The following is a 23,001-nucleotide window of genomic DNA, read 5'->3' as shown; positions in this document are numbered from 1 at the left end:
GGGAAGGTTCTCTTCATTTATTTCGCACTCACTTTTTTTGAAGGGTCTGATTCGCTGCCGTCTTGATCGACAGAGGTGACGTAATAGGTGTATTCCGATGCGTGGGGATCGGTGTAATTCTTGCGCTCGTAAGAAGAGACGCTGGCGACTTTTTCAAAATTCTCGCCGTCCTTGCTGCGGTAGACGCGGTAGCCGATGACCTGCTTGTCGCGAACCGCGTGCCAGGTGACGAACGTGCCGCTCACTTCTACGTGATCTGGTGCCTTCAGTTTCTCCGGCTGGTTTTGTTCATCTTTAATTTCGGCCTGCTGCTTGTCCTCTTTCGGTTCTTTGAGCTCCGTGAACACGACGAGGCGTTCGAGGTGGTTGTCGGTGTCATGGTCAAAGGTGCCGGTACAGGTAATCAAGTTCAGGCGTTTTTTATCGGTGTGGCCGAAGATGTCCTTGATGGGAGCGTTGTCGTACGGGTAGCTTTCCAGTGCCTTGACGACATACGTGAGCTTTTTGCCTTCTTTCCCGGTAACGTGGACTTCGTCGCCTTTTTTCAAGTTTTTCAAGTAAAAGAAGACGGCGGGCCCTTCGTAGCTGTCGACGTGGCCGGCAATGACCGCGTTGCCGGTGCTGCCAGGCTTCGTGCCCGGCTCGAACCATCCTACGTTAACGGTATCGTCCGGAACCCCCATCTGCCCGTTATCGAGGATGCCTACTTTATGAACATTCGTATCGACGTCGATCGCCGGGATCTTTATATGGGCAGGCACGATGCCGGTGTCCTTCTTCTGCTTCTCGACGTTGTCCGAGTTCATGTCTTCAGATTTATTAATGACCGTGAACTCTTTATCCAGCTTTTCTTCTTTCGTCTGCTTCTTTCTCGTTGCTTTAGAAGCATTTAAATAGCTGGACTGCTCCTTGCTCTCCAGGTGCTCCACTTCCGTGTCGCCCTGGGTGAGCTTCGCCCAGATGTCGGTTTGGTAGCCGATGAGCAGGAGCGCTACGATCCCCACGACCGTAAAATAAATTTTCCATTTCATCCCCTATCACCTTTTCCAGCGAAATTTTCCGTTTGTTCAGTGAGTGGTAGCTTTGTTCTCTTCTTATTCATGCAGCGGGTTTGCCGAGAATTCGAGCAGAAAGGCGTTTGATCCAGCGGGTTCTGGCGCGAATCCGGCGGTAATTTTGGTTCATTCAGCGACTTTTTCATTATTTCATCGAAATCGAGATTATTCCGGCGATTTCTGAGATAATTGAGCGAAATTGAGATTTTTTCAGCGATTTCTGCAATAATTCGGCGGAAACGCGGATAATTCAGCGATCTCAGCTAATTCAGCGGAAACGCAATTCATTCAGCGACTTTTGTGATAATTCAGCGAAAATGAGATTATATCAGCGATTCCTGCGATTATTCAGCGGAAATCAGATTATATCAGCGATTCCCATGATAATTCAGCGAAAGCTCAATAAATTCGGCGAGCCTGGCAAATCGGCGCACCGCAGCGTTACTGCTGTTTTCTTGTCGCCAGAGCTCCGCCGGACAATACGACTAGGGATCCGAAGACTACCCAGATCCAGGTGGACAGCTGGTGATCGGTGCCGCCGAGACCGGTATCGGGCATTTCGGAAGGCATCATTTCGAATTCGTTCGGCATTTGGTGGATGATCGCGTCGCTGAGCATCATGCCGACGCCGTACATATAAGCGAAGCCTTTGTCGAACGATTCATATGTGGCCTGGTAGTCGCCGTCTTTGTAATTGTCGAAGGTTTCGAGCACACTTGCTTCGTGTTTCCAGATGGCATTTTGCGCGCCACCTTCATCCAGTTTACCATCGGTTGCTTTCGATAAAAACATGCCCATTTCTTTGGAAAAGTCCTTCAGACGCATCTCGGCTTTGTCGCGGGCGTCCATGTTATCTTCAAGCCCGGCGATAAACACTTTGGACTGGGCATCGAGGTGGTCCTGCTGCCACAGTTTTTCAAATTGGTCGGCGGCTTTCTGGCCATAAAGGCTGTTGATCGCCGCTTTAAAGTCGGCAGTGTGCTGGTCTTCGGCCCACGTGACAAAGTCATAGTCGACGGCCTGGTCGAAGCCTTTTTGCATTTCTAGCGTTGCGAGCGCAAAGTGTTCAGAAAGAAGGCTGTTTAAGTTCGCACGCAGGTCGGCAGCTTTTGTATCAGCTTTCGTGTGATCAAATTTTTCCGGCATTTGCGTGACAATCGCGCTGGACAGGGCTTTGCTGATGTCTGACATGCGGTGGAAGCCTTCGCGGAACGATTGATACGCTTTTTTAAAGTCGCCGTTGGCATAGTTGTAAAATACATCCTGTACGTCCTGCTCATGCTGTCGGAGCACGGCTTCGGCTTTATCGGCTGGCATTTTTCCATCGGTTGCTTTACTTAAGAACGTGCCCAGCTCCTTAGGAAATTCCTGCAGCAGCTGCTGTTTCATTTTTTTCTCGGCCTGCTTGTCCCCGCTTTTTACGGCTTCCGCAAGACCCGGGCTTTCTTCATACTGGGAATTGAAGATTTTCTCAAACTGAGCGGCCCCTTCTTTTCCGTAGATCGATTCGATGGCTTTCGAGATGTCGTTGGCGTTACGCTCCAGGGCTTCGTTGACAGCGTCTGCGTCTTTCGCGCCGTCATACGTTTTGGTCATCGATAACACCTGGTAGACGAAGTGGTTGGAGAGCAGCTGGTTCAAGTTCGCTCTCAAGTCTGCGGCTGGCGTTTTACTCGTCGGGGCTCCTTCGTGGGCCATCGCCATCGACGGCACGAGCAGCATAAGGGTCATCAGTAAGGCAAATGCTTTTTTAATCATGGATCGGTTCCTCTCCTCTTTCGTGAATTTTTATTGTACGACTTGTATTCACTAAGCTATCGGGAGAAGAACGCGTTTGGATCACTTTTTTCTGGAAAAAATAAAGCGGGTGCCAGGAATGGGAAACCTGACGCCCGCTTCATTTCAACTTCTACCGATCGTTCGTATCGAAGCGAATGATCGACAGCGTGGAATTCGGATCCACTTTTTTCACGACTGGAGGGCCGTTCACATCGTCGTCGATCACGTGATCGCCGTTGAAGTTAAACGTAAGCACGTAATCATTGTAGTAATAAATGTATAAGACCCCTTTCCACAAGTCGTTGTTCTCGACTTTGTCCGGCTGACCGAGAGCCTGGGTAACATCGCCGGGATGCACGTCAACGCCGTTCGTATTTCTCCACTCGGCACCGGCAAACTTGCCGCCAGCCGGATTTGACTTCGAAGAATCAAGGAACATTTGGCCGTAGCGCTCGACCGGTCCTTCGATCCACGTCGACTCATCAGGCTCACCGTACTCCGCCGTTACTTCAGACCACGGCATGCCGATGGTCAGGTCAGTGGAATACAGCTTGCCTTGTCCGGCTTGCAGGGCGATCTGCTGACCGCCCTGCAGAAAGGCAGATGGCGTGAACTGCTGCAAGTCGTCGGACGTCTGCAGCTTCGGTTCTTCCTTCTTGACCGGCTTCTCTGTCTCCTCTTTTTTCACATCAGTCTTCGGCTTGTCAGACTTCGCTGGAACACCTTTTTTCTGCTGCACGGCATTTTCTTTTTTGTCGGCCGCTTCACTGGATTTCTTTAATTGTTCGCTGGACTGCTTATTTTTTGTTTTTGTTGCAGCCGGCTCTGCATTGGCATCGGCTTCTTTGTTATAGCTCATCGCTTCCACATCGATGTCGTCCGTCTTGAGTTCGATGTCTGCCGCTTTTTCCGCCTTGTCGCCAAGCTTCGTTTCCTGAGCCTTCACAGCCTGCTCCCCGTTCTGCATACTCGTGCCGCATGCAGAAAGAAGCAGGACGGAAGCTGAGAAAACGCCGAACAATAATCCTTTTTTGTTCATATAATTGACCCCCATTTTTAAAATTTTCTTACTACACTCATTAGACGTTATAGTTTTAAATAGGTTTCACATTTTTCCAATTTCTTACCACTCTTTTCTATTAATAAAATACCCGCTGCAGGTAGAGGCGAAACGGCGGGGTGCTCTGTGCGTCGGAACGTGGAAGAAGCTTGGGGATTGGTGGAACTTTTAGCGGGAATGGAGAGTATTCGTCGATAATGAGATTATTTCCTCGGAAATATAGATGATTCAGCGACAATCTGATTTTTTCACCGAAACGGAAATTAATTCAGCGAGAATCCGGAAAATTCAGCGATGATATAGCGAAGTGTAAGATGATCTATCGGGAATAAAATTTTTTCAGCGAAACGAGAAATAATTCAGCGGAAATGAGATTTTTTCAGCTAAAAATGAAATTTATCAGCGAGAATAAGATTAATTCAGCGGAACTGGAAATGTATCAGCGAAAAGCAGAATTATTCAGCGATCGCTGAATCCCCTCCGATTAGTTTTTGCCTAGAAACGAGTAATTATTTTTTTCAAATGAAAAAAGCCCTCACCAGCACGGGTGAGGGCTCATTTTAATCAACTCTTTTTCTAAAAAAAGAAGTAATCTTATTAGACAGGTCATCGAAATACGTGTAGACGACTGGAATTAAAAGCAGCGTGAAAAAGCTGGATACTGATAAGCCGAAGATGATCGTGATCGCGAGTGGCTGCTGGGCTTCTGCGCCGCGGCCGATGCCGATCGCAAGCGGCACCATGCCGAGTACGGTCGTGAGCGTTGTCATCAATATCGGCCGCAGGCGGCTCGGTCCCGCATCAAGGATCGCTTCGTAGCGGTCGTAGCCTTTGCGCCGCAGAATATTAATGTAATCAACGAGCACGATGGCGTTGTTGACGACAATACCCGCAAGCATAATAATCCCGACAAACGCGGGCAGGCTGAACGGCAGCCTAGTTACAAATAGGCCGCCGGTAATACCGACTACGGTCGCAGGGAGCGAGAACATAATAATGAATGGAAACAGAAAGTTCTCAAACTGGATCGCCATCACGGCATAGACAAGAAAGATCGAAAAAACGAGCGCAAGCGATAAATCGCTGAACGCATCGCGCATATCCTCGGCCTGGCCGCCGATATCATACGTATAGCCATCAGGAAAATTCAAGTGGTCGAGCTCGGCCTTCACGTCATCGGTGACGCTGCCGAGGTCACGCCCGACGACTTCCGCTTCAACGTTTACTTGCGGCTGCTGGTCTTCCCGGAGCAGCGTCTGCGGTCCCTGCACTTGATTGAGATCAGCGATCGTTGCGAGCGGGATCAGATTGCCAGTCGGCGTCTGTACCGACATGCCTTCGAGATCGGATATCGTCTGGCGATCTTCCTCGGGCAGGATCAGCCGGACGTCGATTTCGTCGCCGCCCTGCTTGTATCGGGTAGCGATTTGTCCGTTAAACGCGAGCTGCACCTGGCTGATCACCTGCTGGTAGCTGAGCCCGTACTGCGCTGCCTTTTCGCGGTTAACGTTGATGTTCATCTCCGGGCGTCCTTCATCGGTAGACGACGAAGGGTTGCTGATGCCGTCGACGTCTTTAATCATATACGATACTTGGCTTGACAGCTGCTCGAGCACTTCGTAATCCGGCCCGTTCAGCTTCACTTGAATCGGCGCCCCGGTTCCGAGCCCGGCGTCAAGCTCACTCACCTGGATATCGGCACCCGGTACGTCGCTCAGCGTATCGTCCAGTTTTTCGACGGCTTCCTGAGTCGATACGTCACGGTCGCCGGGATCGACGAGCTGAATCGTATAAGAGGCAAAATCAGACGAGCCGCTGCCGATATCAAACTGGCCGCCGCCTACCTTTAAATTGGTCACTTTAATGATCTTTTTGTATTCTTCGATTTTCTTCGTCACGCGGTTCGTGAATTCCTGTGTTTTTTCAATCGCCGTTCCTTCGGGCATATTGACGCTCACTTGAATCTGCCCTTGATCCGACGGCGGGATGAATTCCGTGCCGATCGTCGGAATCAGTGCACAGCTGCCAGCGATACAGGCGAGCGTCGCCGCTATCGCTGTTTTTCTAAATTTGAGCACCCAGCGTAGCGCCCGGCGATACGCATCATTCACCTTATCCATAAAGCGGTCAAACCAGTAGCGGCGGCCGCTGTTTGTAAATGCTTTTGTTAAGAGCTTTGAGGACAGCATCGGAATCAGCGTCACCGATACAGCAAGCGATGCGATCAGCGCAAACGATATGGTGAGCGCGAGCGGCGTGAACAGCTGTGAGGCGATCCCGTTTGTAAAAATGATTGGCAAAAATACAACGAGCGTCGTCGTCGCAGATGCAATCACGGCTGGCGCGAGTTCACTGGCACCGATTTTGGCCGATTCGACCATCGAGTAGCCCTGCTCGCGGTAGAGCACGATATTTTCTAAAATAACGATCGAGCTGTCGACCATCATCCCGATTCCGAGCGCAAGTCCGCCCATCGTCAGAACGTTCAGCGTTTCGCCGGTAAAATACATGAGCGTAAACGTAGAAATGATCGCAATCGGAATCGACAGTCCGATGACAAGCGTCGCGCGCACACTTCGTAAAAACAGCATAAGCACAAGAATGGAAAACACACCGCCGAGAATGATGTTCCAGAATACACTGCGGATCGAGATTTTAATAAACTCCGACGTATCGAGCACGGTTTCCATACTGACGCCGTTCGGCAGCTCATCAAAATCCTTCATCGCGCTGGAAATATTGTTAGCGGTCTGTACGGTGTTCGCATCGGTTTTTTTCAAAAATGACAGAACGACAGCCGGTTTCCCGTCAACTTCTGCAATCGAATTCGTCGTCCGGTACGTTTCTTTTACATTGGCGATTTGGTCAAGCGTAATCCGCGCGCCGTTTTCCGACTGCAGGATCGTCTTTTTAACGTCATCGACCGATTTGTACTCGCCGGTGACGCGGATTTGCAAATCCTTCTGGCCTTTGTTGATCTGGCCGGCGGAGGCGGACTGATTGGAGGAGCTTAACGCCTGGATGACGCTCTGTGAATTGAGGCCGTATTCCGCCATTTTTGCCCGGTTAACCTCGACCTGCACCTCACGCTTCTTGCCGCCTTCAATGCTGACGGATGCGACGCCTTCCTGCCGTTCAAAATAAGGCACGAGCCGGTTTTCAGCGATCTTCTGAAGCTCTTCCGGAGAATCGCCGGACAACCCTACCGTCATGATCGGCAGCTGCTGCGGATCAAAGCGCAGTACGCTCGGGTCCCCCGCCCCTTCCGGCAGAGCATCGCCGATCTGGTCGATGTTTTCCCGAACCTGCAGGAGCGTGCTATCGAGATCGACACCATTTTGAAACTGCATAAGTACGAGCGAAGAACCTGACTGGGACTGCGACTGCAGCACCTTCAGATTCTCGATTGTTGAAACGGACGATTCAATCGGCCGGCTGACGAGCTTTTCGACTTCCTGAGGAGCCGCTCCTTCATAGCTCGTCGACACAACCGCAATCGGCAGATCTATGTCTGGATACAAATCAAGCGTTAAGTTTTTCAGCGACACGAACCCGAGGGCAAGAATGGCGGCGACGACCATAATGACGCCGACGGGACGTTTCACTGATAAGTTGACGAGCTTCAATTATGCTTCCTCTTTCATAATGCTGACTTTCCCGCCATCGGTTAACGTCAGCTGCCCACTCGTAATGACTTGATCCTTCGTCGTAATATCGCCCGTCACAGCCGTCCGGTCCGTCTGTGATTCCTGCACGTCGACCGTCACCTTCACCGCTTTATCATCGACGACTTTATACACGTAAGGCTTCGCCCCGTCTTGAATGACGGCATCAGTTGGAACGATGAGCGTATCCTTCACGACTGTTTCCGGCAGCAAAAACTTCGCCATCATGCCCGGCTTAATTTTTTCCTTATCATTATTGACCGTTGCTTCCACGGGATAAAGGCCGGTATCGTTCGGCACGGATGATACATAGGTCACCTTCGACTTCCGGTTGTCCTTCAACGTATCGATATCGACGTCCATTTCTTTTCCTTTTGAAAACAAATGCAGTTGATCCGGCGTCAGCATCGCGGTAATCGTCATCGGATTTAAGCCGACAATCGTCGCAAACGGCTGCTGGTTCGTCACCATATCGCCTTCACCGGCTTCAAGTGTCGACACTTCTCCTGATGAAGGTGCGGTTACCGTTTGGTTCGCCGATTGGTCTTTGGCGGAATTAAGCTGCACTTGTGCCTGCTCGACCTGGATCTCGGCTTGGTCGACCCCGACCTCTGCCTGCTCCAGCTGCTGCTGGGCGGCGTCCACCTGAGCTTCAGCCTGTGCGACCGTTGAGGAGGGCGGGCTTTCCTGGCCTTTCAGCTTTTTATACTGGGCATAAGCTTGATCCGCGCGGCTTTGCGCCTGCTCGTACAACACTTTTGGCACCGTGCCTTCATCGACGAGTTTTTTCGTCTGCTCTGCAAGGTCCTTGGCCTGCTTGTACTGATCGTAAGCGGCTTTAGCGGCTGCTTCCGTCTGGCTCGCCTGCGCCTGGACGCCCTGCTCGGCTACTTCGACCTGCTTTTTGGCGTTATCGATGCCTTCCTGGGCCTGCTGTTTTGCAAGCTTCGCATTTTCCAGCTGCTTCTGGGCTTGTTCCAGCGAGAGCTGCTGCATCTCGACCTGGCTGTTTGTATCCCCCGGGTCGACGACAGCGATGACATCGCCTTTTTCCACACGGTCCCCTTTAGACACCTTCATCGATACAACCTCCCCAGGGACTTTGGAAACGACCGGGGACGAATCAGCAGTGGACGCGCGGCCGACAATTTCTCTATTCACAACAAAATCCCCTTTCGTGATCGGCGCGGTCTCGACAGGGGTAATGCGTTCCTCCGGCTCCTCTGCATTGTTACTGCTCGAGCAGGCGGCCAACATAGCTAGCAGGAAGACAAAGGTGACAACTCGTTTCATGCGGGACTTCCTCTCCTTATCCGTAAACGTTTTCTTTTTATTTTGTGATCAGAGCTTCAAAGCTACTCCTCTGGAATTTCCGACCAGTCATAATTATGAATAATGTTACTAAATCGCGGGAGGATTGCAATGTGCGGAAAGCTGTAAATGTGTGACGAAACGATGAATTTTCTGCCACAAAAAACCACCGTATCGTGTACGACCGGTGGCTATGTACGTTCCTGTTATAAGAGTAAGTGGCCCAGCTGGCAGACCATCAAATCGAGCTTCTTTATCTTAGGAAGATCGTAATCGAGGAAGCGTTCGTCGAAATGATTGAAAAGAGGTTCCAGCGCTTCATCGTCCAGAAGCTCGCTATACGTGTTGAAAAGATGCCGGTATTGCCCGATGTAACGTCGCATTTTTTTCTCAAAGCCGTTAAGATGATAGGTGGAGGAAAAATCAAACGCTTTTGCCACGTCACTATCATAGGTTGGAAATTCCGGGTTGATCGTGTGCAGCATAGCCGCAGCCAGCGGAAACTGCATCGTTGGATTCCCTTTGTGGTTTTTAATGTCGTACAAATGTTTTGTCACAAGCACAATGTTCGGCCGCTCCTGCGTACGAAGTTCCTCCAGCAATTTAAAATATTCCTCTTCAAACTCCTGAGTCAGGCTCGGATTGTCCAGTCGGAAAAAGTAGCGATAAATGAATTTGTAAAGTGTATCATCTGGTACGTAAGTATCCTTGAAAGCGTCGTGCAGATAAATGAACACATCTACTTTTTCGCGTGGGATCTGGTTGACTACTCTTTCCTGGTCTTCAAGTAATAGTTGTTTTAAGTCAGTTGCAGTACGGTATTTCATCAGTTATCACCCCTGTATCCCTATTCCACAACGCATAATCCTGAAACCTAAATATCCTGAATATTTAATATTTTTCGGAAAAATGGTTTGTGTCCCTTATTTTATCGAAGCAAAACGGGTTGTACAATGATTTAATCTGTTTGTAATAGGAAAGTCTTTCCTTCAAGGACGGGCTTGTTGTGCCGATATAGGAAGAAATGGAAGGAAGGAGGGATCCCTTTTGGATATCGCTGCCCTATCCATGGCAATGAGCACGACTCAGCTTAAGCAGCAGTCAAGTCTTGCCATTATGGATAAAGCTATGACGAATGCCGAAGACCGCGGAAACCAGATGGTGGAAATGCTCGAAAAATCCATTCCCCATCCAAATCTCGGCAACCAGATCGATCTCCACGGCTAACTGAAAGCAGGGATGCATGTGAAATCGAGTAAACTCGCAAAAAGGCTCTCTCTCATCGGATTTGGAGCCTTTTTCGTTGGAATTGGGATCATGCTTCTAGACTACTTAGAGCCCCTGCACTTTCTCGTGCCTGTGTTAACGACCGGGGGCGTATGCCTGATGATTATCGCAACGATTCTGTCTTATGAAAAAAGCCGCTGAGGCGGCTTTTTCATGTTTGACAGGCAACGGTCAATAACGCCTGTTCCCGAACATTTTCCTGTCTGCGCAAATCGCAATAGCGCAGTCCATGCCGTTCTTTTGAATCTGCGAAGCTGCGCTCCACTTTCTCTATTCCTCATTCTATAAATCCACATTTCATTTTGGCGTGCTTTTCTTGTTTGAAACAAAAAACAGCCTAAAACCATAGGCTGTTTCCTCACTTTATGGATTGTTGCTGTCCCGGTCACGATCGTTGTTCATCGTGTCTTCGTTCGTCATATCATTTTTGGATCCGTCAGAGTCCTGCATATTGTCGTCGTTCTGATCGCCTTTTTTGACTCTGTTTTCATCGTAGGTGTTATTGTCCATGTCATTCATGTCGTTATTGTTCATGTCATTTTCGTACATGTCATCGTTGCGGTTGAGGTCATTGTTGTTCATGTTCTCATCGTTGTAGTTCATGTTTTCTGTATCGTTGTTTGTGCCGTTATTCTTTTCCTTTTCAGTGGCACATGCCTGCAATACAGAAAAAGTTAAAAGTACGACGATTAATTTGACTAAGATGCCTTTCATGTTGAATCTCTCCTTTAGTTGGTGATTACGGAAGGTAGTATGCCCCCGATTTTGGAGATTTATGACATGAATAGCAGAAAAAAAGCTGGCGCAGAGACTGCGGCAGCTTTTCTTTTCCTTTTATTTCAGAGCAAACATGATCTCGGCTTCGCAGGCGACTTCGCCGTCAACGCTTGCGACGGCTTTGCCTTTGCCCATTGGGCCTTTGACGCGGACGATTTCGACTTCGAGCTTGAGACGGTCGCCGGGCTTCACCTGGCGCTTAAAGCGGCATTTGTCGATGCCGGTGAAAAAGGCGAGTTTGCCTTGATTTTCTTCCTTTTTCAGCATGGCGACAGCGCCCATCTGTGCGAGCGCTTCGGTGATCAACACGCCCGGCATCACCGGATAATCCGGGAAGTGGCCTTGGAAGAAGGGTTCATTGGCAGTGACGTTTTTATAGCCGACGGCTTTTTCACCTTCAATGATTTCTTCGACCTGGTCGATCAGTAAAAATGGGTAGCGGTGTGGAATAATTTCTTTGATTTGCTGGATGTCTAACATAATTTGGCTCCCTTCGTACATACTAACCTTATTATAAGATACTCATGAGCATCAGCCAAAAAATATTTCTGTTTTGGTTTGAAGTTCACTTATTTGAGGAATTTGTAGAATGTGCTTATTTTTCTACTATAAAAAACAAAAGGAGGAGACGGGCATGCTTTGGACTATTATCATAATCTTAATAGTGCTCTGGCTGCTAGGACTGATCGGCGGCATCGCAGGTAATTTAATTCACATACTTCTTGTCATTGCCTTAATTGTCCTAATTATACGCCTTGTAACAGGGCGCGGACCCAGGTAGCTATAAATAAGGAAGAAACCCGCTGCACACAGCAGCGGGTTTCTTATATTGGTAAAGTTAATCCGTTTTGTTGACGATGTCCCATATGTGCTGCCAGGTTGACCAGTCGAGGGCATCTGTGGGATTTCCGTTGCCGATGACGCCATAACCGACCATTAACCCGACGAGCAGGGCAACCGCGCTGAGCAGAACGACAATAATGATGCGCAGCCAAATCGGAAGAATCCGTCGGCGGGGCTTTTTGCCCTCTTTGCGGGTTTCTTTTTTGGCTTTTTGCTTCGCCTCTGCTTTATGCTCGCTCCGTCTCTGCTTGTTTTCGTTCTCTTTTGGTTGTGTCGGCATGGTTTCTAACTCCTTATCCTTATGTTCGCAGCTGATTGACCAGCCCCATCATCTGGTCGCTCGTTGAGATCGAGCGGGCATTGAATTGATAGGCGCGCTGAGCCATCAGCAGATCCGTCATTTGTTGAGAGATATCTACATTAGAATCTTCGAGTGTCCGGCTCTTTATTTGGGTGTCATTCTGGTTAACCGCTTCGAGAATTCCAGCAGCTGGTGTGCCTTCAGGAAGACGGAAGCGGTTCGCTCCATCTGCTTCAAGCATCCGCGGACGAATGGCCTGCACGATGCCAAGACGGCCTTCTACCGTCTGCTGTCTGCCACGGGTCACAAGAACGGCCCCGTCTTCCCGAATCGTGATTCCGTCCATATCACCGTCAAAGACGATCGGCTCTCCGTCCGCTCCAAGCACCCTGAAGCCGTCTGCATTCGTCAGCTCCATCTGACCGTTTTCCGCGGGGTTCAAATAAAAATTGCCCGCTCGGGTGTACTGCGTCTGTCCGTCGACCTCCAGTTGAAACAGGTCGTTGTCACGCATGAGAGCAACGTCCAGCTCACGTCCGGTTTGCTTCAGGCTCCCATGGGATAAATCGAGATTGGTGTGGGCGAGCTTCGCGCCTGTCCCAACCCGAATACCGTCCGGCGTCAGGCGGCCTGTCTCTGCCTTTTCATCATCAAGGTTGTCCATCTGCTGAACGAGCAGGGAAGCAAAGTTCGCTTGTCTGCTTTTATAGCCGGTTGTATTCGTATTGGCCAGGTTATTACCTATTAAGTCGAGCTTGTTTTGCAGCTGCCCCATCGTGACTGAGGCTTGAATCATCGAACGATTAATCATACGGCTTCCCCCCTCTTAGCGGACTCTCGCTATTTCTGTCACCGCTTTTTCCAGGCTCTGGTCATACGCTTTTAAAACGCGCTGGTTCATTTCAAACGAGCGGTATGTATTCATCATTTCAGTCATCGTTTTCGCAGGATCGACATTCGAGCCTTCCAGGGCTCCCTGCTGCACTTTAACATTTGTAGTTGTGCGGGCATTCACTAAAGCATCCGCGTCTTCACCCGGCTCAAACAATCCGCTGCCATTCTTGATCAGCTGATTGGCATTTGCGGTGTAGGAAAGCCCTAGAGGAATGGCCCGGCCGGCAACGGTTAACGTACCGTCTTCCGCGACGTTGAAATCCATGCCACCGGTCTGCACAGGATTTCCATTGGCGTCAAGAACATAATACCCTTGGTTCGTCGTCAAAAAACCTTCCCCGTCAACGGTGAAGTTGCCATTTCGCGTATAGCGGAGCTCGCCGTTTTCATTCTGAACGTTAAAAAAGACCGCTCCATTTTCATCCGGCAACGGACCGTTAATGAGAGCAAGATCGGTTCCTATTCCTGTTTCCCTGACATCGCCCTGGGAAAAGTCAGGAACCGTTTCCTGCATGTAGACACCGGTGTTAAGGGATCCTACCGTCTTGTTAATCGGCAGGTTGAGACCGTTTGCGGTCGGGATCTGTTTGGACCCGATTTCCTTCAAAAGCATTTCCGGAAAAGCCCTCATCGTACCCTGATCCGCTTTATAGCCTGGAGTATAAGCATTGGACATATTGTTCGACAACGTTTCCTGTCTGCGCTGATTGGCCATCATACCTGACGCAGCGGTATAGAACCCTCTTAACAATGGTATCGCTCCTTTATACGATCTTGTTCTTTGCGACTTTATCGATATTTTCAAGCATGATGCCGGTTCCGGCAGCGACGCAGTCCATCGGCGATTCCGCTTTGAAAACGGGAACCTTTAATTCTTCCGCTAACAGCTGATCAATGCCGTGCAGCAAAGCTCCTCCGCCGGTCATGATGATGCCGCGGTCAATAATATCTGCGGACAATTCAGGAGGCGTGCGCTCAAGCACAGACTTCGCTGCCTGAACGATGACCTGTACGGACTCCCGCAGCGCTTTTTGAATTTCATCAGAATTGACAGCAATCGTACGCGGAAGGCCGGATACCATGTCACGGCCGCGGATTTCAATTTCTTCTTTTCGTGACCCAGGGAACACGGTCGCGATCGAAATTTTTATTTCCTCCGCTGTCCGCTCACCGATCAATAATTTGTACTGCTTTTTAATATATTGCAGAATTTCATGGTCAAACTTGTCACCAGCCATTTTAATAGAGGAAGCCGTGACGATGTCTCCCATGGACAATACGGCAACGTCCGTCGTTCCGCCGCCGATATCGACAACCATATTACCGCTCGGCTGGAAAATATCCATGCCTGCGCCAATCGCTGCCACCTTCGGCTCTTCTTCTAAATAAATTCTCTTGCCGCCGGACTTCTCAGCCGCTTCACGGATTGCTTTCTGCTCAACCTTCGTAATATTCGTCGGGCAGCAGATCAGCATACGCGGTTTAGAAAGAAAGCCACGGACGTTCGTCTTTTGAATAAAGTGTCGAAGCATCGCTTCCGTTACGTCAAAATCCGCAATCACGCCGTCTTTTAGTGGACGGATCGCTTCGATGTTTCCAGGCGTACGGCCGACCATACGGCGGGCTTCTTCTCCTACCTCAAGCACTTTGCCTGTATTGCGGTCCATCGCTACAACAGACGGTTCATTTAACACGATTCCTTTACCTTTTACATGAATCAGAACGTTCGCTGTTCCGAGGTCAATTCCAATATCTCTTGCAAACATGTCCAGTTGATCCTCCCTAATAGTAGAAAAGCTAAGTGCGCCCATATTGAAGGATGTTTCATGTGGGCACATCAGCCTGCACAAAACGACGACCATCAGCCCCAAGCCAATCGACCTTGCAGAGAGTAACATTCTCTGCAAAAGCGATTGGCTCAGGAGTAGGCGCTGAAGCTTGAAGCTCCATTTTATTCTTTTCTTCCTCAATAAGTATTATGGCGTGTTTATCCGAAAACATAGCGCATCTAATTCTATATTCTATCACAAGATCACGACATTCGTCGCATTTAGAAAGAAAAAATTTACCATAGTTCGAGGAATTGTGACAAAGGGAGGATACAGGAACCATTAATGCAGGGGCTGAACCGGTTTTTCCTTAACGAGCTGCGTTTGATATTTCAGGCGTGTCGCTTCCCCGCCCCGCAGATGCCTGATTTCTTTGTGGTAATCCAAAATCTTTTTGACTTGTTTCGCAAGCTCTGGATTGATTTCTGGCAGTCGTTCCGTTAGGTCCTTGTGCACCGTACTTTTAGATACGCCAAATTCCTTGGCGATAACTCTCACCGTTTTTTTCGTTTCGATAATGTGCTCACCGATCTTGATAGTCCTCTCTTTGATGTAATCATGCACTCCCACTCGCCTCCTGTGATTGACTATCCTAGGGGTCTCTTGAGACAAGTCCTGTAAAATTTACTGGGTGGTTATCTTATGATGGTATTCATGCTGGATCACCCTGGATGTTACCGAGTGCTCGGTTATCCTCATTGTATTAATAAAAGGCGCGAGATATGCCACAGGATGCAGGATGGGGCAGATTAGTCCTCAAACCACACTTAGTATTTGTAGCTTTACTGAAATTACAAAAAATTCGAGGGATTTTCCCAGCGGTGTAAAAATGGCTGCATCACCGAAGATTAGCTTCCTGATTTTTACTCCTCCTTTTCCTTCGTATTCTTTTTTTCATCTTCCCGTTTTTCGCATCTCCATTTATAGAACAATAATCCAGCGGCCGCGGCAAAGGATACGATCCATCCCGTTAATGAAAATGGGTCAAGAGGCTGCTGGGAAATCCAGTGCATCCATCTAAATTGCCACGTTGAAAAAAGAAAGATGCCGGCGAAGGATAGATAAACAGCGGTCCACCACCACTTTTTCATATCATTCCTCCTATTGCATGGTAATTTAATCCAATTGTAACAGGAGACAGCTGACGGGTCAGGCCCCCCCTTATGATTTTTTGAAGTGGATTCATTCGCTTGTCCCTGTTTCTTTGTCCCGCTTGCCAGGGTTATGTGACAGGGACAAAATAAAAAAGCACAAAAAAATGGAGGTACGAGACCTCCATTTTTTAAGCTTGTGTGGAAGGCAGTGATGAAGCACTGTCTTCACTAGGTGCTTGCTGTTCGTCATCAGGAGCAAGTTCATCGTCAGTGGACTGGCCATCTTCCTCGCCAGGCTCTGATTCATTCCCTGCATCTGCATCTTCATCAGCACTGTTTGTACCTTGAGCTGGATCGTCAGTAATCTGTTGATCCTGGGTTGGCTGTTCTTCGGTCGTCGCATTAGGAGCTGCTTCTTCTTTCACAGCTTCATCCTGTTTAGCTGCTTCTTCTTTGATTTTGCTGATAGGCTGACCAAAGAATTTCTCAGGGTTGACAGGTTTTCCTTCATTGCGGACTTCGAAGTGTACGTGAACGCCGCTCGCTTGTCCAAAAGAGTTCGTGCCGGCTTTTCCTAGTACATCGCCTTGAATAACTTCAGAACCTGCTTCAACAGAAACTTCGTCCAGACTTGCGTAAACCGTCGTTACATCATCATCGTGAGTGATTTCTACTACATTTCCATAAAGTGGATCCTCTTTCACTTCTGTGACCGTTCCGGATAGAGCAGCCGCGACATCAAATGTGCTTCCGTCTTCCTTCGTGTAATCGACGCCTTCACTTTGGTAGTACTTATTGTTGTATAGGACCAGTGCACTTTCTTGATCTTCTTTGGATGCGCCGTAATCATAGAACTTGGTAACAATCGATGCAGCTTGTTCATCTGCTACAGGCAAGTCCAAGTTTTCATTTTGGTTCATAACGACCTGTGAATCGTGATCTTGAGTAACTACATCATCTTGTACATCTGATTGTGGCTGTTCAGCAATTTTATTTCCAACGTCATTGGAGCTTTGCTGATACCAGAACACCCCTACAAGAACTAAAGCAGCAACTGTCAAATACAAAGCAGGATACAACCATTTCTTTCGCATTAAGCGTTTAAATTTTAATTTAGTCACGCTTTTCTTACCTTCCTCTCTCATTGTACATCACCTCAAAAATCAGTCTGATCAGATTCTGAGAAATATATACATGAAGAGGAAAATTTTTCTTTTACTAGAGAAATAAGAGAGCCGTGAACAGCTCTCTATTTTCGATCGGCAAGTGCTGTCTGCTTGCTGAGTGGTGAGATTTTCGTTTCCTGATAATAATGGTGAATAATTTCTTTATAATCCTTGCCGGCTTTCGCCATGCCGTTTGCCCCGTATTGGCTCATGCCGACTCCGTGACCGTAGCCCTTTGTCGTGAATATAATATGGTTGCCTTTTTGCTGCAGGGTGAAGTCGCTTGAGCGCAGGTTGAACGTTTCACGGATTTCTCTCCCGGAAAAGCTTTTGCCGCCGATCGTCACGTGATCGACGCGTTTTCCAGCAGTCTTTGTAATTTTGGCACCTTGTATGGTAGCAGTAGGAGCTACACCAAGCGCTTCATCGAGGGCGTCTGTCGTTATAATTTTTTGATCCTTAAATTTAGGTGACTCGAGATCCCAGGGACTTGCGACACTCTTTAAATAAGGAATGTCATCGCTCCAGTAGTCTTCTGAGTTTTCTGTGTAGCCGTTACTTGTTGAGAAAAAAGCTGAATAAATCGGCTGGCCGTCATAGGTGATGATTTCACCGGAGGTTTCATGTACGGCTTTGTTAATCTTAGCCATGTTGGCGGCATAGGCATCCTTCCACTGACTTCTGAGCTCCTGGTCGTTTTTGTACACTTGATCTCCCGTCGTATCCGTCACGTCTGCGTGGTTGGACACGGGTTTTCCTTCAATCATATCGCGGGTAATGTACGTTCTTGCAGCGAGCGCCTGTGCCTTTAAGGCTTCGAGCTCGAAGTTGACCGGCATCTCGGAAGCCACAACACGAGCGACGTACGTCTCCAGAGGAACTTCCTCCACCTTATTCGTCTTGCTTCTTAACACTTTTACGGAGAAGGGTGAAATCTTAGAGGGAAGCTCAGCTTTCTTCTCCACAGCTTGCGTCTCTGTCGCCTGGTTGACTTCGTTCGATCCTGTAAATGGTACCACGATGAGTGTTGGAATCATGAGTATGAGCAGTAATAGACCGCCCGCTGTGATCAGTCCTAACCATCTTTGTCTTAACATTCGCCATCCTCCCGACACATATAGTAGATCCCTCTACTAAAATGTATCCATAAACAGGAAATGCTAGAACTAAAAATGCTTGCCCATTTCAACAATTTTGAAATGAGCAAGCAGTTAAGATGGTATATTATAAGGTCGAAACGGATTCGTTCGGTTCTACTTCTTCCATATAAACAGCTTCGTCTTCTGTGACCCGTTCGATGTCCGCGCCCAGCTCGGCAAGCTTTTCCGCAAAGTCTACGTAACCGCGGTCCAGATGCTTAAGCTCTGTCACACGTGTGTAACCGTCAGCAACAAGGCCAGCCAGGATCAGTGCTGCTCCGGCACGCAGGTCTGTTGCGGCCACTTCTGCTCCCTGTAAGGAGGAAGGTCCTTCTACAATGACGCTGCGTCCTTCAATTTTCAAGTTCGCGTTCATGCGGCGGAATTCTTCCACATGCATGAAGCGGTTTTCAAAAACGGTTTCTGTAATTACGCTGGTGCCGCGGGCATTCAGCATCAACGCCATCATTTGCGACTGCATATCTGTCGGGAAGCCGGGATGCGGCATCGTCTTGATGTCTGTCGCTTTTAAGAAATCAGGACCAATGACTCGAAGTCCGTCGTCTTCTTCTTCAATGATGACACCCATCTCTTCCATTTTTGCGACTAAAGAGCGTAAGTGCTCATGCATCGCTCCTTGTATGAGAACGTTCCCTCCCGTGATCGCAGCAGCTACCATAAAGGTTCCTGCTTCAATCCGGTCCGGAATGATGGTATGTGTTGCGCCAGTGAGTTTATCCACTCCTTCAATACGAATGGTTTCTGTACCAGCACCGACTACGTTTGCACCCATTTTATTTAAGTAATTCGCTAGATCGACGATTTCCGGCTCTTTTGCACAGTTCTCAAGGATGGTTTTTCCTTCCGCAAGCGCTGCAGCCATCATAACGTTCTCGGTAGCCCCTACACTAGGGACATCAAAATAAATCTTCGCGCCTGTAAGACGTCCTTTTACTTCAGCTTCTATATAGCCATTTCCAACGGTAACCTCGGCACCCATGGCTTCAAAGCCTTTGAGATGCTGGTCAATGGGACGTGAACCAATCGCACATCCGCCTGGAAGGGCAACCTTCGCGTGTCCATACCGGGCCAAAAGTGGTCCCAGCACGAGAACAGAGGCTCTCATTTTTCTAACATATTCTATTGGTGCTTCTGTAGTTAATTCGCCTGAAGCGTCGATCGATACCGTATTTCCTTCTACATCTACTACGGCATTCATATGTCGAATCACTTCATTAATTGTAGAAACATCAGCTAAAGCAGGGACATCGTGTAGTACGCTTTTTCCTTCACTTGCAATAATACTTGCTGCGATGACAGGCAGTACGGCATTCTTGGCGCCTTCCGCTTTCACGGTGCCATTCAGCTGCCTCCCACCACGGACGATGATTTTTTCCAAGGTTCATTCTCCTCCGCGTCCATATTCATTATTATTAATATTCAGCAGAGATAATGGGTGTGCCAATAGTGATGTTTGTCTTACCGCCCAAAGTTCGGGTGGCAAACTGCACATTCATCTGATCCTTCGCTAATGGCAACGCATTTCCCCACTGCTCCGTGTAGCCGGACCTGCTCGTCCAGCTATTCTCAATCACTTCTTCGATCGTTGCTATGTTGAATGCATTTTTGAATTTTTGATAGACTAAAACATCATTTATCATATCACTAGCATTTGCCTTAAGACAAGAGAAAATGGTGACATTTTTCGTAAAATAACGACGTTTCATCAAATTGACATATTTGTCGAGATTGATCGCCGTTAAAGAAGCTGTTCCCTCAGAACTGAGCGTGTAAACCATTTCAGGCAGATCATTAGAATTTCTTGGAAGGATCAATACAAAGGATTCGTCGAAATTCCCGGATTTATGACGGTTCAGTATCCATTTTCTCGCCTTCAATCCGTTCTGTTCTGTAAGTGTTCCCTGTGGCAAATCCGCGCGCAGCTGCTGCTGTAAGTGTGCGGCTCTCTCTTTGCTCACATTTTCCTTCATCGTTACCGACCAGCTGGTGATCTTCAGATGTTCACCCTCAGCAAACGACACAAATTCATCAAGTGGAAGACCTGATGGATCCTTTCCCGCCGTTTCCTGCGGATCAACACCTGCACCGACAATCAATAGTGACAAAACGCTCAAAATAATGCTTTTCATCTTCATGCCTCCCCAAGCACGTTTCTTACTTTCAGTTTGGCCTGGGAAGACCTCTTTCATACGATACAAATCCTTACAAAATTCTTGCCCGTCTCAAGGAGTTGACAACAGGGTACACTTCATTAGACGACACAAGGTGCTGCAGGGTTTCTGAAATGTCCAAAATGGGTCTTTTGCCATTATTGAAACAAATACACTAAACTGTTGGACCAGGAAATCAGATCTAGAAAAAAGTTACTGACCGTGGTCGCAATGGCGATCGTTAAAAAGATCATCAGCACTCGTGCTTCAAATACACGATGCTTTCTAAACAATCCGTCAAAGTTCAAGGATTGCAGCACGCGCCACGTAATGATGATAAAAATAATATGAGAGATCATGCTTAACACTGCGTCTTGAGCAAAATATTGATCCATGGTAACACCTCTTCCATTTCAAAACACTTTACCAAACGTGCCACGTTCAGCCCCATTTGTCAAATTCGTTATTTCTCTATACCTTCTTCTTGAGAGGTTGAAACTAATGGCCGTAAACTGACATTTCCTGCCTGCTATTTCCCGGGCAATATTGACAAATCACACTCGTTTTGACGGCAAGTAACATCATCTGCTGTATTTTCCGGGAAATAATTGCCGGAAAAGTCGATGGAACGTACGGTTCTCATGTCTCTCACGTCGAATTATTGGTTGATAGAGCTCTCATCTTCCGATTGCTGGAAGCTTACATAAAAAAACTGCTCTCAAAATGAAAGCAGTTTAAAATTTATTCTCGAAAACCTCCAAACGGTTGATTGCCCGTTTAAGAGCCATTTCAGCCCGTTTGAAATCAATGTTGTCTTGTTTATTCTGCATGCGTCTTTCTGCTCTTTCTTTTGCCATGCGAGCACGGTCGACGTCTATGTCGGAAGGCCGCTCAGCTGTTTGGGCAAGAATCGTCACTTTCTTTGGACGAACTTCAAGAAATCCTCCGCTTACCGCCACGCGATTGGAGTCTCCTTCGCCTTTCAGACGAATCGCGCTGATCGTAAGAGGGGCCACCATTGGAATGTGGCCGGGAAGAATCCCAAGCTCCCCCGCTTCAGCTTTACAGCTTACCATCTCATAGTCGCCTTCTAGGACCGGGCCATCAGGAGTGACAACACTCACCGTTAGTGTGCTCATACAATTTCCTCCTTAGGCTGTAAGTCAAACAGGAAGGCGTTCAACGTGGAACGCCTGCTGTTTCCTTAGCTGCTTATTGCATTTGCTTTGATTTTTCAACGACTTCTTCAATGCGTCCTACTAGACGGAAAGCATCTTCAGGTACATCGTCATATTTTCCATCAAGGATTTCTTTGAAGCCTTTCACGGTTTCAGAAACTGGCACGTAAGAACCAGGCTGGCCGGTAAACTGCTCCGCTACGTGGAAGTTTTGGGACAGGAAGAACTGTACGCGGCGGGCACGGGCAACTGTAAGCTTATCTTCATCAGACAGCTCGTCCATACCAAGGATCGCGATGATATCCTGCAATTCTTTGTAGCGCTGCAGCGTCCGCTGAACTTCACGAGCCACTTCATAATGTTCTTTCCCAACGATATCCGGGTCAAGCGCACGGGAAGTTGATGCCAGCGGATCCACCGCTGGGTAAATCCCTTGCTCAGACAGCTTACGCTCAAGGTTCGTTGTCGCATCCAAGTGGGCGAAGGTTGTCGCTGGCGCCGGATCCGTATAGTCATCGGCAGGTACGTAAATCGCCTGGATGGAAGTTACGGAACCTTTGTCAGTGGACGTAATCCGCTCCTGAAGCTGACCCATTTCAGTTGCAAGCGTCGGCTGGTAACCAACGGCAGATGGCATACGGCCAAGCAGGGCAGATACTTCAAGTCCACCTTGGGTAAAGCGGAAGATGTTGTCGATGAAGAACAATACGTCCTGGCCTTCTTCGTCACGGAAGTATTCCGCCATCGTCAAACCTGTTAAAGCTACACGCATACGTGCTCCAGGCGGCTCGTTCATCTGACCGAACACCATCGCTGTTTTAGAAATAACGCCGGAATCCTTCATTTCGTAATAAAGGTCATTTCCTTCACGAGTACGCTCTCCAACACCGGCAAACACGGAAATCCCGCCGTGCTCCTGGGCGATGTTGTTAATGAGCTCCTGAATCAATACGGTTTTCCCTACACCGGCTCCACCGAAGAGGCCGATTTTCCCACCTTTTACATAAGGGGCGAGCAGGTCAACAACTTTGATCCCTGTCTCAAGAATTTCGGTTTCTGTCGCCAGGTTTTCAAAGGATGGCGCCTGTCTGTGAATCGGGTCACGGCGGACGTCGGTGCTCAGTGGTTCATCCAGGTCGATCTTTTCACCTAATACGTTAAATACGCGTCCCAGCGTAACGTCACCTACGGGAACGGAAATAGGTCCTCCGAGGTCGGTCACCTCTGTACCGCGCATGACTCCATCGGTGGAGGCCATGGCTACTGTACGGACGGAGTTGTCACCCAGGTGAAGGGCCACTTCTAGTGTAAGATCGACGCTTTTTTCATTTTCAGTTTTCGCGTCATATTTGACGTGCAAGGCGTTGTTAATCTCTGGGAGGTGTCCGTCGTCAAACGCAACGTCGACAACCGGTCCCATGATTTGAGTTACGCGTCCTTTACTCATCGATT

24 protein-coding genes are annotated in these 23,001 nt (G+C 48.4%); 3 read left to right on the top strand and 21 right to left on the bottom strand.

Annotated features, from left to right (window positions below):
• Positions 1-17: 17 nt before the first annotated feature.
• The 6 genes from MUN89_RS05390 to MUN89_RS05365 all read right to left on the bottom strand — a co-directional run bounded on the left by MUN89_RS05390 (position 18) and on the right by MUN89_RS05365 (position 9,697).
• A complete protein-coding gene (locus MUN89_RS05390) occupies positions 18-1,031 on the bottom strand; it encodes a class F sortase (RefSeq protein WP_244712061.1) in 1,014 nt (337 codons plus the stop codon).
• Between the two features lie 465 nt (positions 1,032-1,496).
• Positions 1,497-2,813 (bottom strand): copper amine oxidase, encoded by a 1,317-nt coding sequence (locus MUN89_RS05385; protein WP_244712059.1) that lies wholly within the window; start codon positions 2,811-2,813, stop codon positions 1,497-1,499.
• 151 nt (positions 2,814-2,964) lie between these two features.
• Positions 2,965-3,873 carry a DUF4309 domain-containing protein gene (locus tag MUN89_RS05380; protein WP_244712057.1) on the bottom strand — a complete coding sequence of 303 codons (909 nt, stop codon included), beginning with the start codon at positions 3,871-3,873 and terminating at the stop codon, positions 2,965-2,967.
• Positions 3,874-4,454: 581 nt separating this feature from the next.
• A complete protein-coding gene (locus tag MUN89_RS05375) occupies positions 4,455-7,520 on the bottom strand; it encodes an efflux RND transporter permease subunit (RefSeq protein WP_244712055.1) in 3,066 nt (1,021 codons plus the stop codon).
• On the bottom strand, positions 7,521-8,852 hold the full coding sequence (locus tag MUN89_RS05370; RefSeq protein WP_244712053.1) for an efflux RND transporter periplasmic adaptor subunit: 1,332 nt from the start codon (positions 8,850-8,852) through the stop codon (positions 7,521-7,523).
• Between the two features lie 224 nt (positions 8,853-9,076).
• Positions 9,077-9,697, bottom strand: coding sequence for a hypothetical protein (locus tag MUN89_RS05365; protein WP_244712051.1), 621 nt, complete (start codon positions 9,695-9,697; stop codon positions 9,077-9,079).
• Positions 9,698-9,917: 220 nt separating this feature from the next.
• Here MUN89_RS05365 and MUN89_RS05360 point away from each other — a divergent pair, with 220 nt between their 5' ends.
• Positions 9,918-10,097, top strand: a complete 180-nt coding sequence (locus MUN89_RS05360; RefSeq protein WP_244712049.1) for a YjfB family protein — start codon at positions 9,918-9,920, stop codon at positions 10,095-10,097.
• 18 nt (positions 10,098-10,115) lie between these two features.
• Positions 10,116-10,298: a hypothetical protein gene (locus MUN89_RS05355; RefSeq protein WP_244712048.1), complete on the top strand. Its 183-nt coding sequence runs from the start codon at positions 10,116-10,118 to the stop codon at positions 10,296-10,298.
• 222 nt (positions 10,299-10,520) lie between these two features.
• Here the strand turns inward: MUN89_RS05355 and MUN89_RS05345 are convergent, their stop codons facing one another.
• Both MUN89_RS05345 and fabZ read right to left on the bottom strand, forming a co-directional pair.
• Positions 10,521-10,871, bottom strand: a complete 351-nt coding sequence (locus MUN89_RS05345; protein ID WP_244712046.1) for a hypothetical protein — start codon at positions 10,869-10,871, stop codon at positions 10,521-10,523.
• Between the two features lie 120 nt (positions 10,872-10,991).
• Positions 10,992-11,414: a 3-hydroxyacyl-ACP dehydratase FabZ gene (gene fabZ / locus MUN89_RS05340; protein WP_244712044.1), complete on the bottom strand. Its 423-nt coding sequence runs from the start codon at positions 11,412-11,414 to the stop codon at positions 10,992-10,994.
• A 154-nt stretch (positions 11,415-11,568) separates the two neighbouring features.
• On the opposite strand from fabZ, the gene MUN89_RS05335 reads away from it, so the two are divergent.
• Positions 11,569-11,715: a lmo0937 family membrane protein gene (locus tag MUN89_RS05335; protein ID WP_244712042.1), complete on the top strand. Its 147-nt coding sequence runs from the start codon at positions 11,569-11,571 to the stop codon at positions 11,713-11,715.
• A 57-nt stretch (positions 11,716-11,772) separates the two neighbouring features.
• On the opposite strand, the gene MUN89_RS05330 is transcribed toward MUN89_RS05335, so the two are convergent.
• From MUN89_RS05330 to atpD, 13 genes are all read right to left on the bottom strand, one after another.
• Entirely contained in the window at positions 11,773-12,057 is a 285-nt protein-coding gene (locus MUN89_RS05330) for a DNA-directed RNA polymerase subunit beta (protein WP_244712040.1), read from the bottom strand.
• Between the two features lie 19 nt (positions 12,058-12,076).
• Positions 12,077-12,886 (bottom strand): flagellar hook-basal body protein, encoded by an 810-nt coding sequence (locus tag MUN89_RS05325; RefSeq protein WP_396266096.1) that lies wholly within the window; start codon positions 12,884-12,886, stop codon positions 12,077-12,079.
• Between the two features lie 18 nt (positions 12,887-12,904).
• A complete protein-coding gene (locus tag MUN89_RS05320) occupies positions 12,905-13,723 on the bottom strand; it encodes a flagellar hook-basal body protein (protein WP_244712036.1) in 819 nt (272 codons plus the stop codon).
• A 13-nt stretch (positions 13,724-13,736) separates the two neighbouring features.
• The gene (gene mreB / locus MUN89_RS05315; RefSeq protein WP_244712034.1) at positions 13,737-14,738 is read right to left on the bottom strand and encodes a rod shape-determining protein; all 1,002 of its coding nucleotides are present in this window, start codon (positions 14,736-14,738) and stop codon (positions 13,737-13,739) included.
• 345 nt (positions 14,739-15,083) lie between these two features.
• Positions 15,084-15,365: a sporulation transcriptional regulator SpoIIID gene (spoIIID, locus tag MUN89_RS05310; protein ID WP_244712033.1), complete on the bottom strand. Its 282-nt coding sequence runs from the start codon at positions 15,363-15,365 to the stop codon at positions 15,084-15,086.
• Positions 15,366-15,664: 299 nt separating this feature from the next.
• Positions 15,665-15,892 (bottom strand): hypothetical protein, encoded by a 228-nt coding sequence (locus MUN89_RS05305; RefSeq protein ID WP_244712031.1) that lies wholly within the window; start codon positions 15,890-15,892, stop codon positions 15,665-15,667.
• Positions 15,893-16,083: 191 nt separating this feature from the next.
• On the bottom strand, positions 16,084-17,016 hold the full coding sequence (locus MUN89_RS05300) for a stage II sporulation protein SpoIIQ (RefSeq protein WP_244712029.1): 933 nt from the start codon (positions 17,014-17,016) through the stop codon (positions 16,084-16,086).
• Positions 17,017-17,144: 128 nt separating this feature from the next.
• Positions 17,145-18,158 carry a stage II sporulation protein D gene (spoIID, locus tag MUN89_RS05295; protein ID WP_244712027.1) on the bottom strand — a complete coding sequence of 338 codons (1,014 nt, stop codon included), beginning with the start codon at positions 18,156-18,158 and terminating at the stop codon, positions 17,145-17,147.
• Between the two features lie 127 nt (positions 18,159-18,285).
• Positions 18,286-19,599 (bottom strand): UDP-N-acetylglucosamine 1-carboxyvinyltransferase, encoded by a 1,314-nt coding sequence (murA, locus tag MUN89_RS05290; RefSeq protein ID WP_244712026.1) that lies wholly within the window; start codon positions 19,597-19,599, stop codon positions 18,286-18,288.
• A 34-nt stretch (positions 19,600-19,633) separates the two neighbouring features.
• Complete coding sequence (locus tag MUN89_RS05285; RefSeq protein WP_244712024.1) at positions 19,634-20,410, bottom strand: YwmB family TATA-box binding protein; 777 nt, start codon at positions 20,408-20,410, stop codon at positions 19,634-19,636.
• A 119-nt stretch (positions 20,411-20,529) separates the two neighbouring features.
• On the bottom strand, positions 20,530-20,766 hold the full coding sequence (locus MUN89_RS05280; RefSeq protein ID WP_244712022.1) for a DUF1146 family protein: 237 nt from the start codon (positions 20,764-20,766) through the stop codon (positions 20,530-20,532).
• A gap of 339 nt (positions 20,767-21,105) precedes the next feature.
• Positions 21,106-21,510, bottom strand: a complete 405-nt coding sequence (locus tag MUN89_RS05275; RefSeq protein WP_244712020.1) for a F0F1 ATP synthase subunit epsilon — start codon at positions 21,508-21,510, stop codon at positions 21,106-21,108.
• Between the two features lie 73 nt (positions 21,511-21,583).
• Positions 21,584-22,996 (bottom strand): F0F1 ATP synthase subunit beta, encoded by a 1,413-nt coding sequence (atpD, locus tag MUN89_RS05270; RefSeq protein ID WP_244712018.1) that lies wholly within the window; start codon positions 22,994-22,996, stop codon positions 21,584-21,586.
• Positions 22,997-23,001 lie beyond the last annotated feature (5 nt).

The organism is Halobacillus salinarum (genome assembly GCF_022919095.1).
GTDB lineage: Bacteria > Bacillota > Bacilli > Bacillales > Halobacillaceae > Halobacillus_B > Halobacillus_B salinarum.
Note: the sequence above shows the minus strand (reverse complement) of the source record. Positions and strands in the feature narration are given on the sequence as shown.

Bases quoted from the DNA above. Each gene is read 5' to 3' on its own strand.
- MUN89_RS05275 (WP_244712020.1), bottom strand. From the start codon at position 21,510: ATGAGCACACTAACGGTGAGTGTTGTCACTCCTGATGGCCCGGTCCTA.
- mreB (WP_244712034.1), bottom strand. From the start codon at position 14,738: ATGTTTGCAAGAGATATTGGAATTGACCTCGGAACAGCGAACGTTCTG.
- MUN89_RS05385 (WP_244712059.1), bottom strand. From the start codon at position 2,813: ATGATTAAAAAAGCATTTGCCTTACTGATGACCCTTATGCTGCTCGTG.
- MUN89_RS05285 (WP_244712024.1), bottom strand. From the start codon at position 20,410: ATGAAAGAGGTCTTCCCAGGCCAAACTGAAAGTAAGAAACGTGCTTGG.
- atpD (WP_244712018.1), bottom strand. From the start codon at position 22,996: ATGAGTAAAGGACGCGTAACTCAAATCATGGGACCGGTTGTCGACGTT.
- MUN89_RS05330 (WP_244712040.1), bottom strand. From the start codon at position 12,057: ATGCCGACACAACCAAAAGAGAACGAAAACAAGCAGAGACGGAGCGAG.
- MUN89_RS05380 (WP_244712057.1), bottom strand. From the start codon at position 3,873: ATGAACAAAAAAGGATTATTGTTCGGCGTTTTCTCAGCTTCCGTCCTG.
- MUN89_RS05365 (WP_244712051.1), bottom strand. From the start codon at position 9,697: ATGAAATACCGTACTGCAACTGACTTAAAACAACTATTACTTGAAGAC.
- spoIID (WP_244712027.1), bottom strand. From the start codon at position 18,158: ATGTTAAGACAAAGATGGTTAGGACTGATCACAGCGGGCGGTCTATTA.
- MUN89_RS05370 (WP_244712053.1), bottom strand. From the start codon at position 8,852: ATGAAACGAGTTGTCACCTTTGTCTTCCTGCTAGCTATGTTGGCCGCC.
- MUN89_RS05305 (WP_244712031.1), bottom strand. From the start codon at position 15,892: ATGAAAAAGTGGTGGTGGACCGCTGTTTATCTATCCTTCGCCGGCATC.
- MUN89_RS05345 (WP_244712046.1), bottom strand. From the start codon at position 10,871: ATGAAAGGCATCTTAGTCAAATTAATCGTCGTACTTTTAACTTTTTCT.
- MUN89_RS05390 (WP_244712061.1), bottom strand. From the start codon at position 1,031: ATGAAATGGAAAATTTATTTTACGGTCGTGGGGATCGTAGCGCTCCTG.
- MUN89_RS05280 (WP_244712022.1), bottom strand. From the start codon at position 20,766: ATGGATCAATATTTTGCTCAAGACGCAGTGTTAAGCATGATCTCTCAT.
- fabZ (WP_244712044.1), bottom strand. From the start codon at position 11,414: ATGTTAGACATCCAGCAAATCAAAGAAATTATTCCACACCGCTACCCA.
- MUN89_RS05335 (WP_244712042.1), top strand. From the start codon at position 11,569: ATGCTTTGGACTATTATCATAATCTTAATAGTGCTCTGGCTGCTAGGA.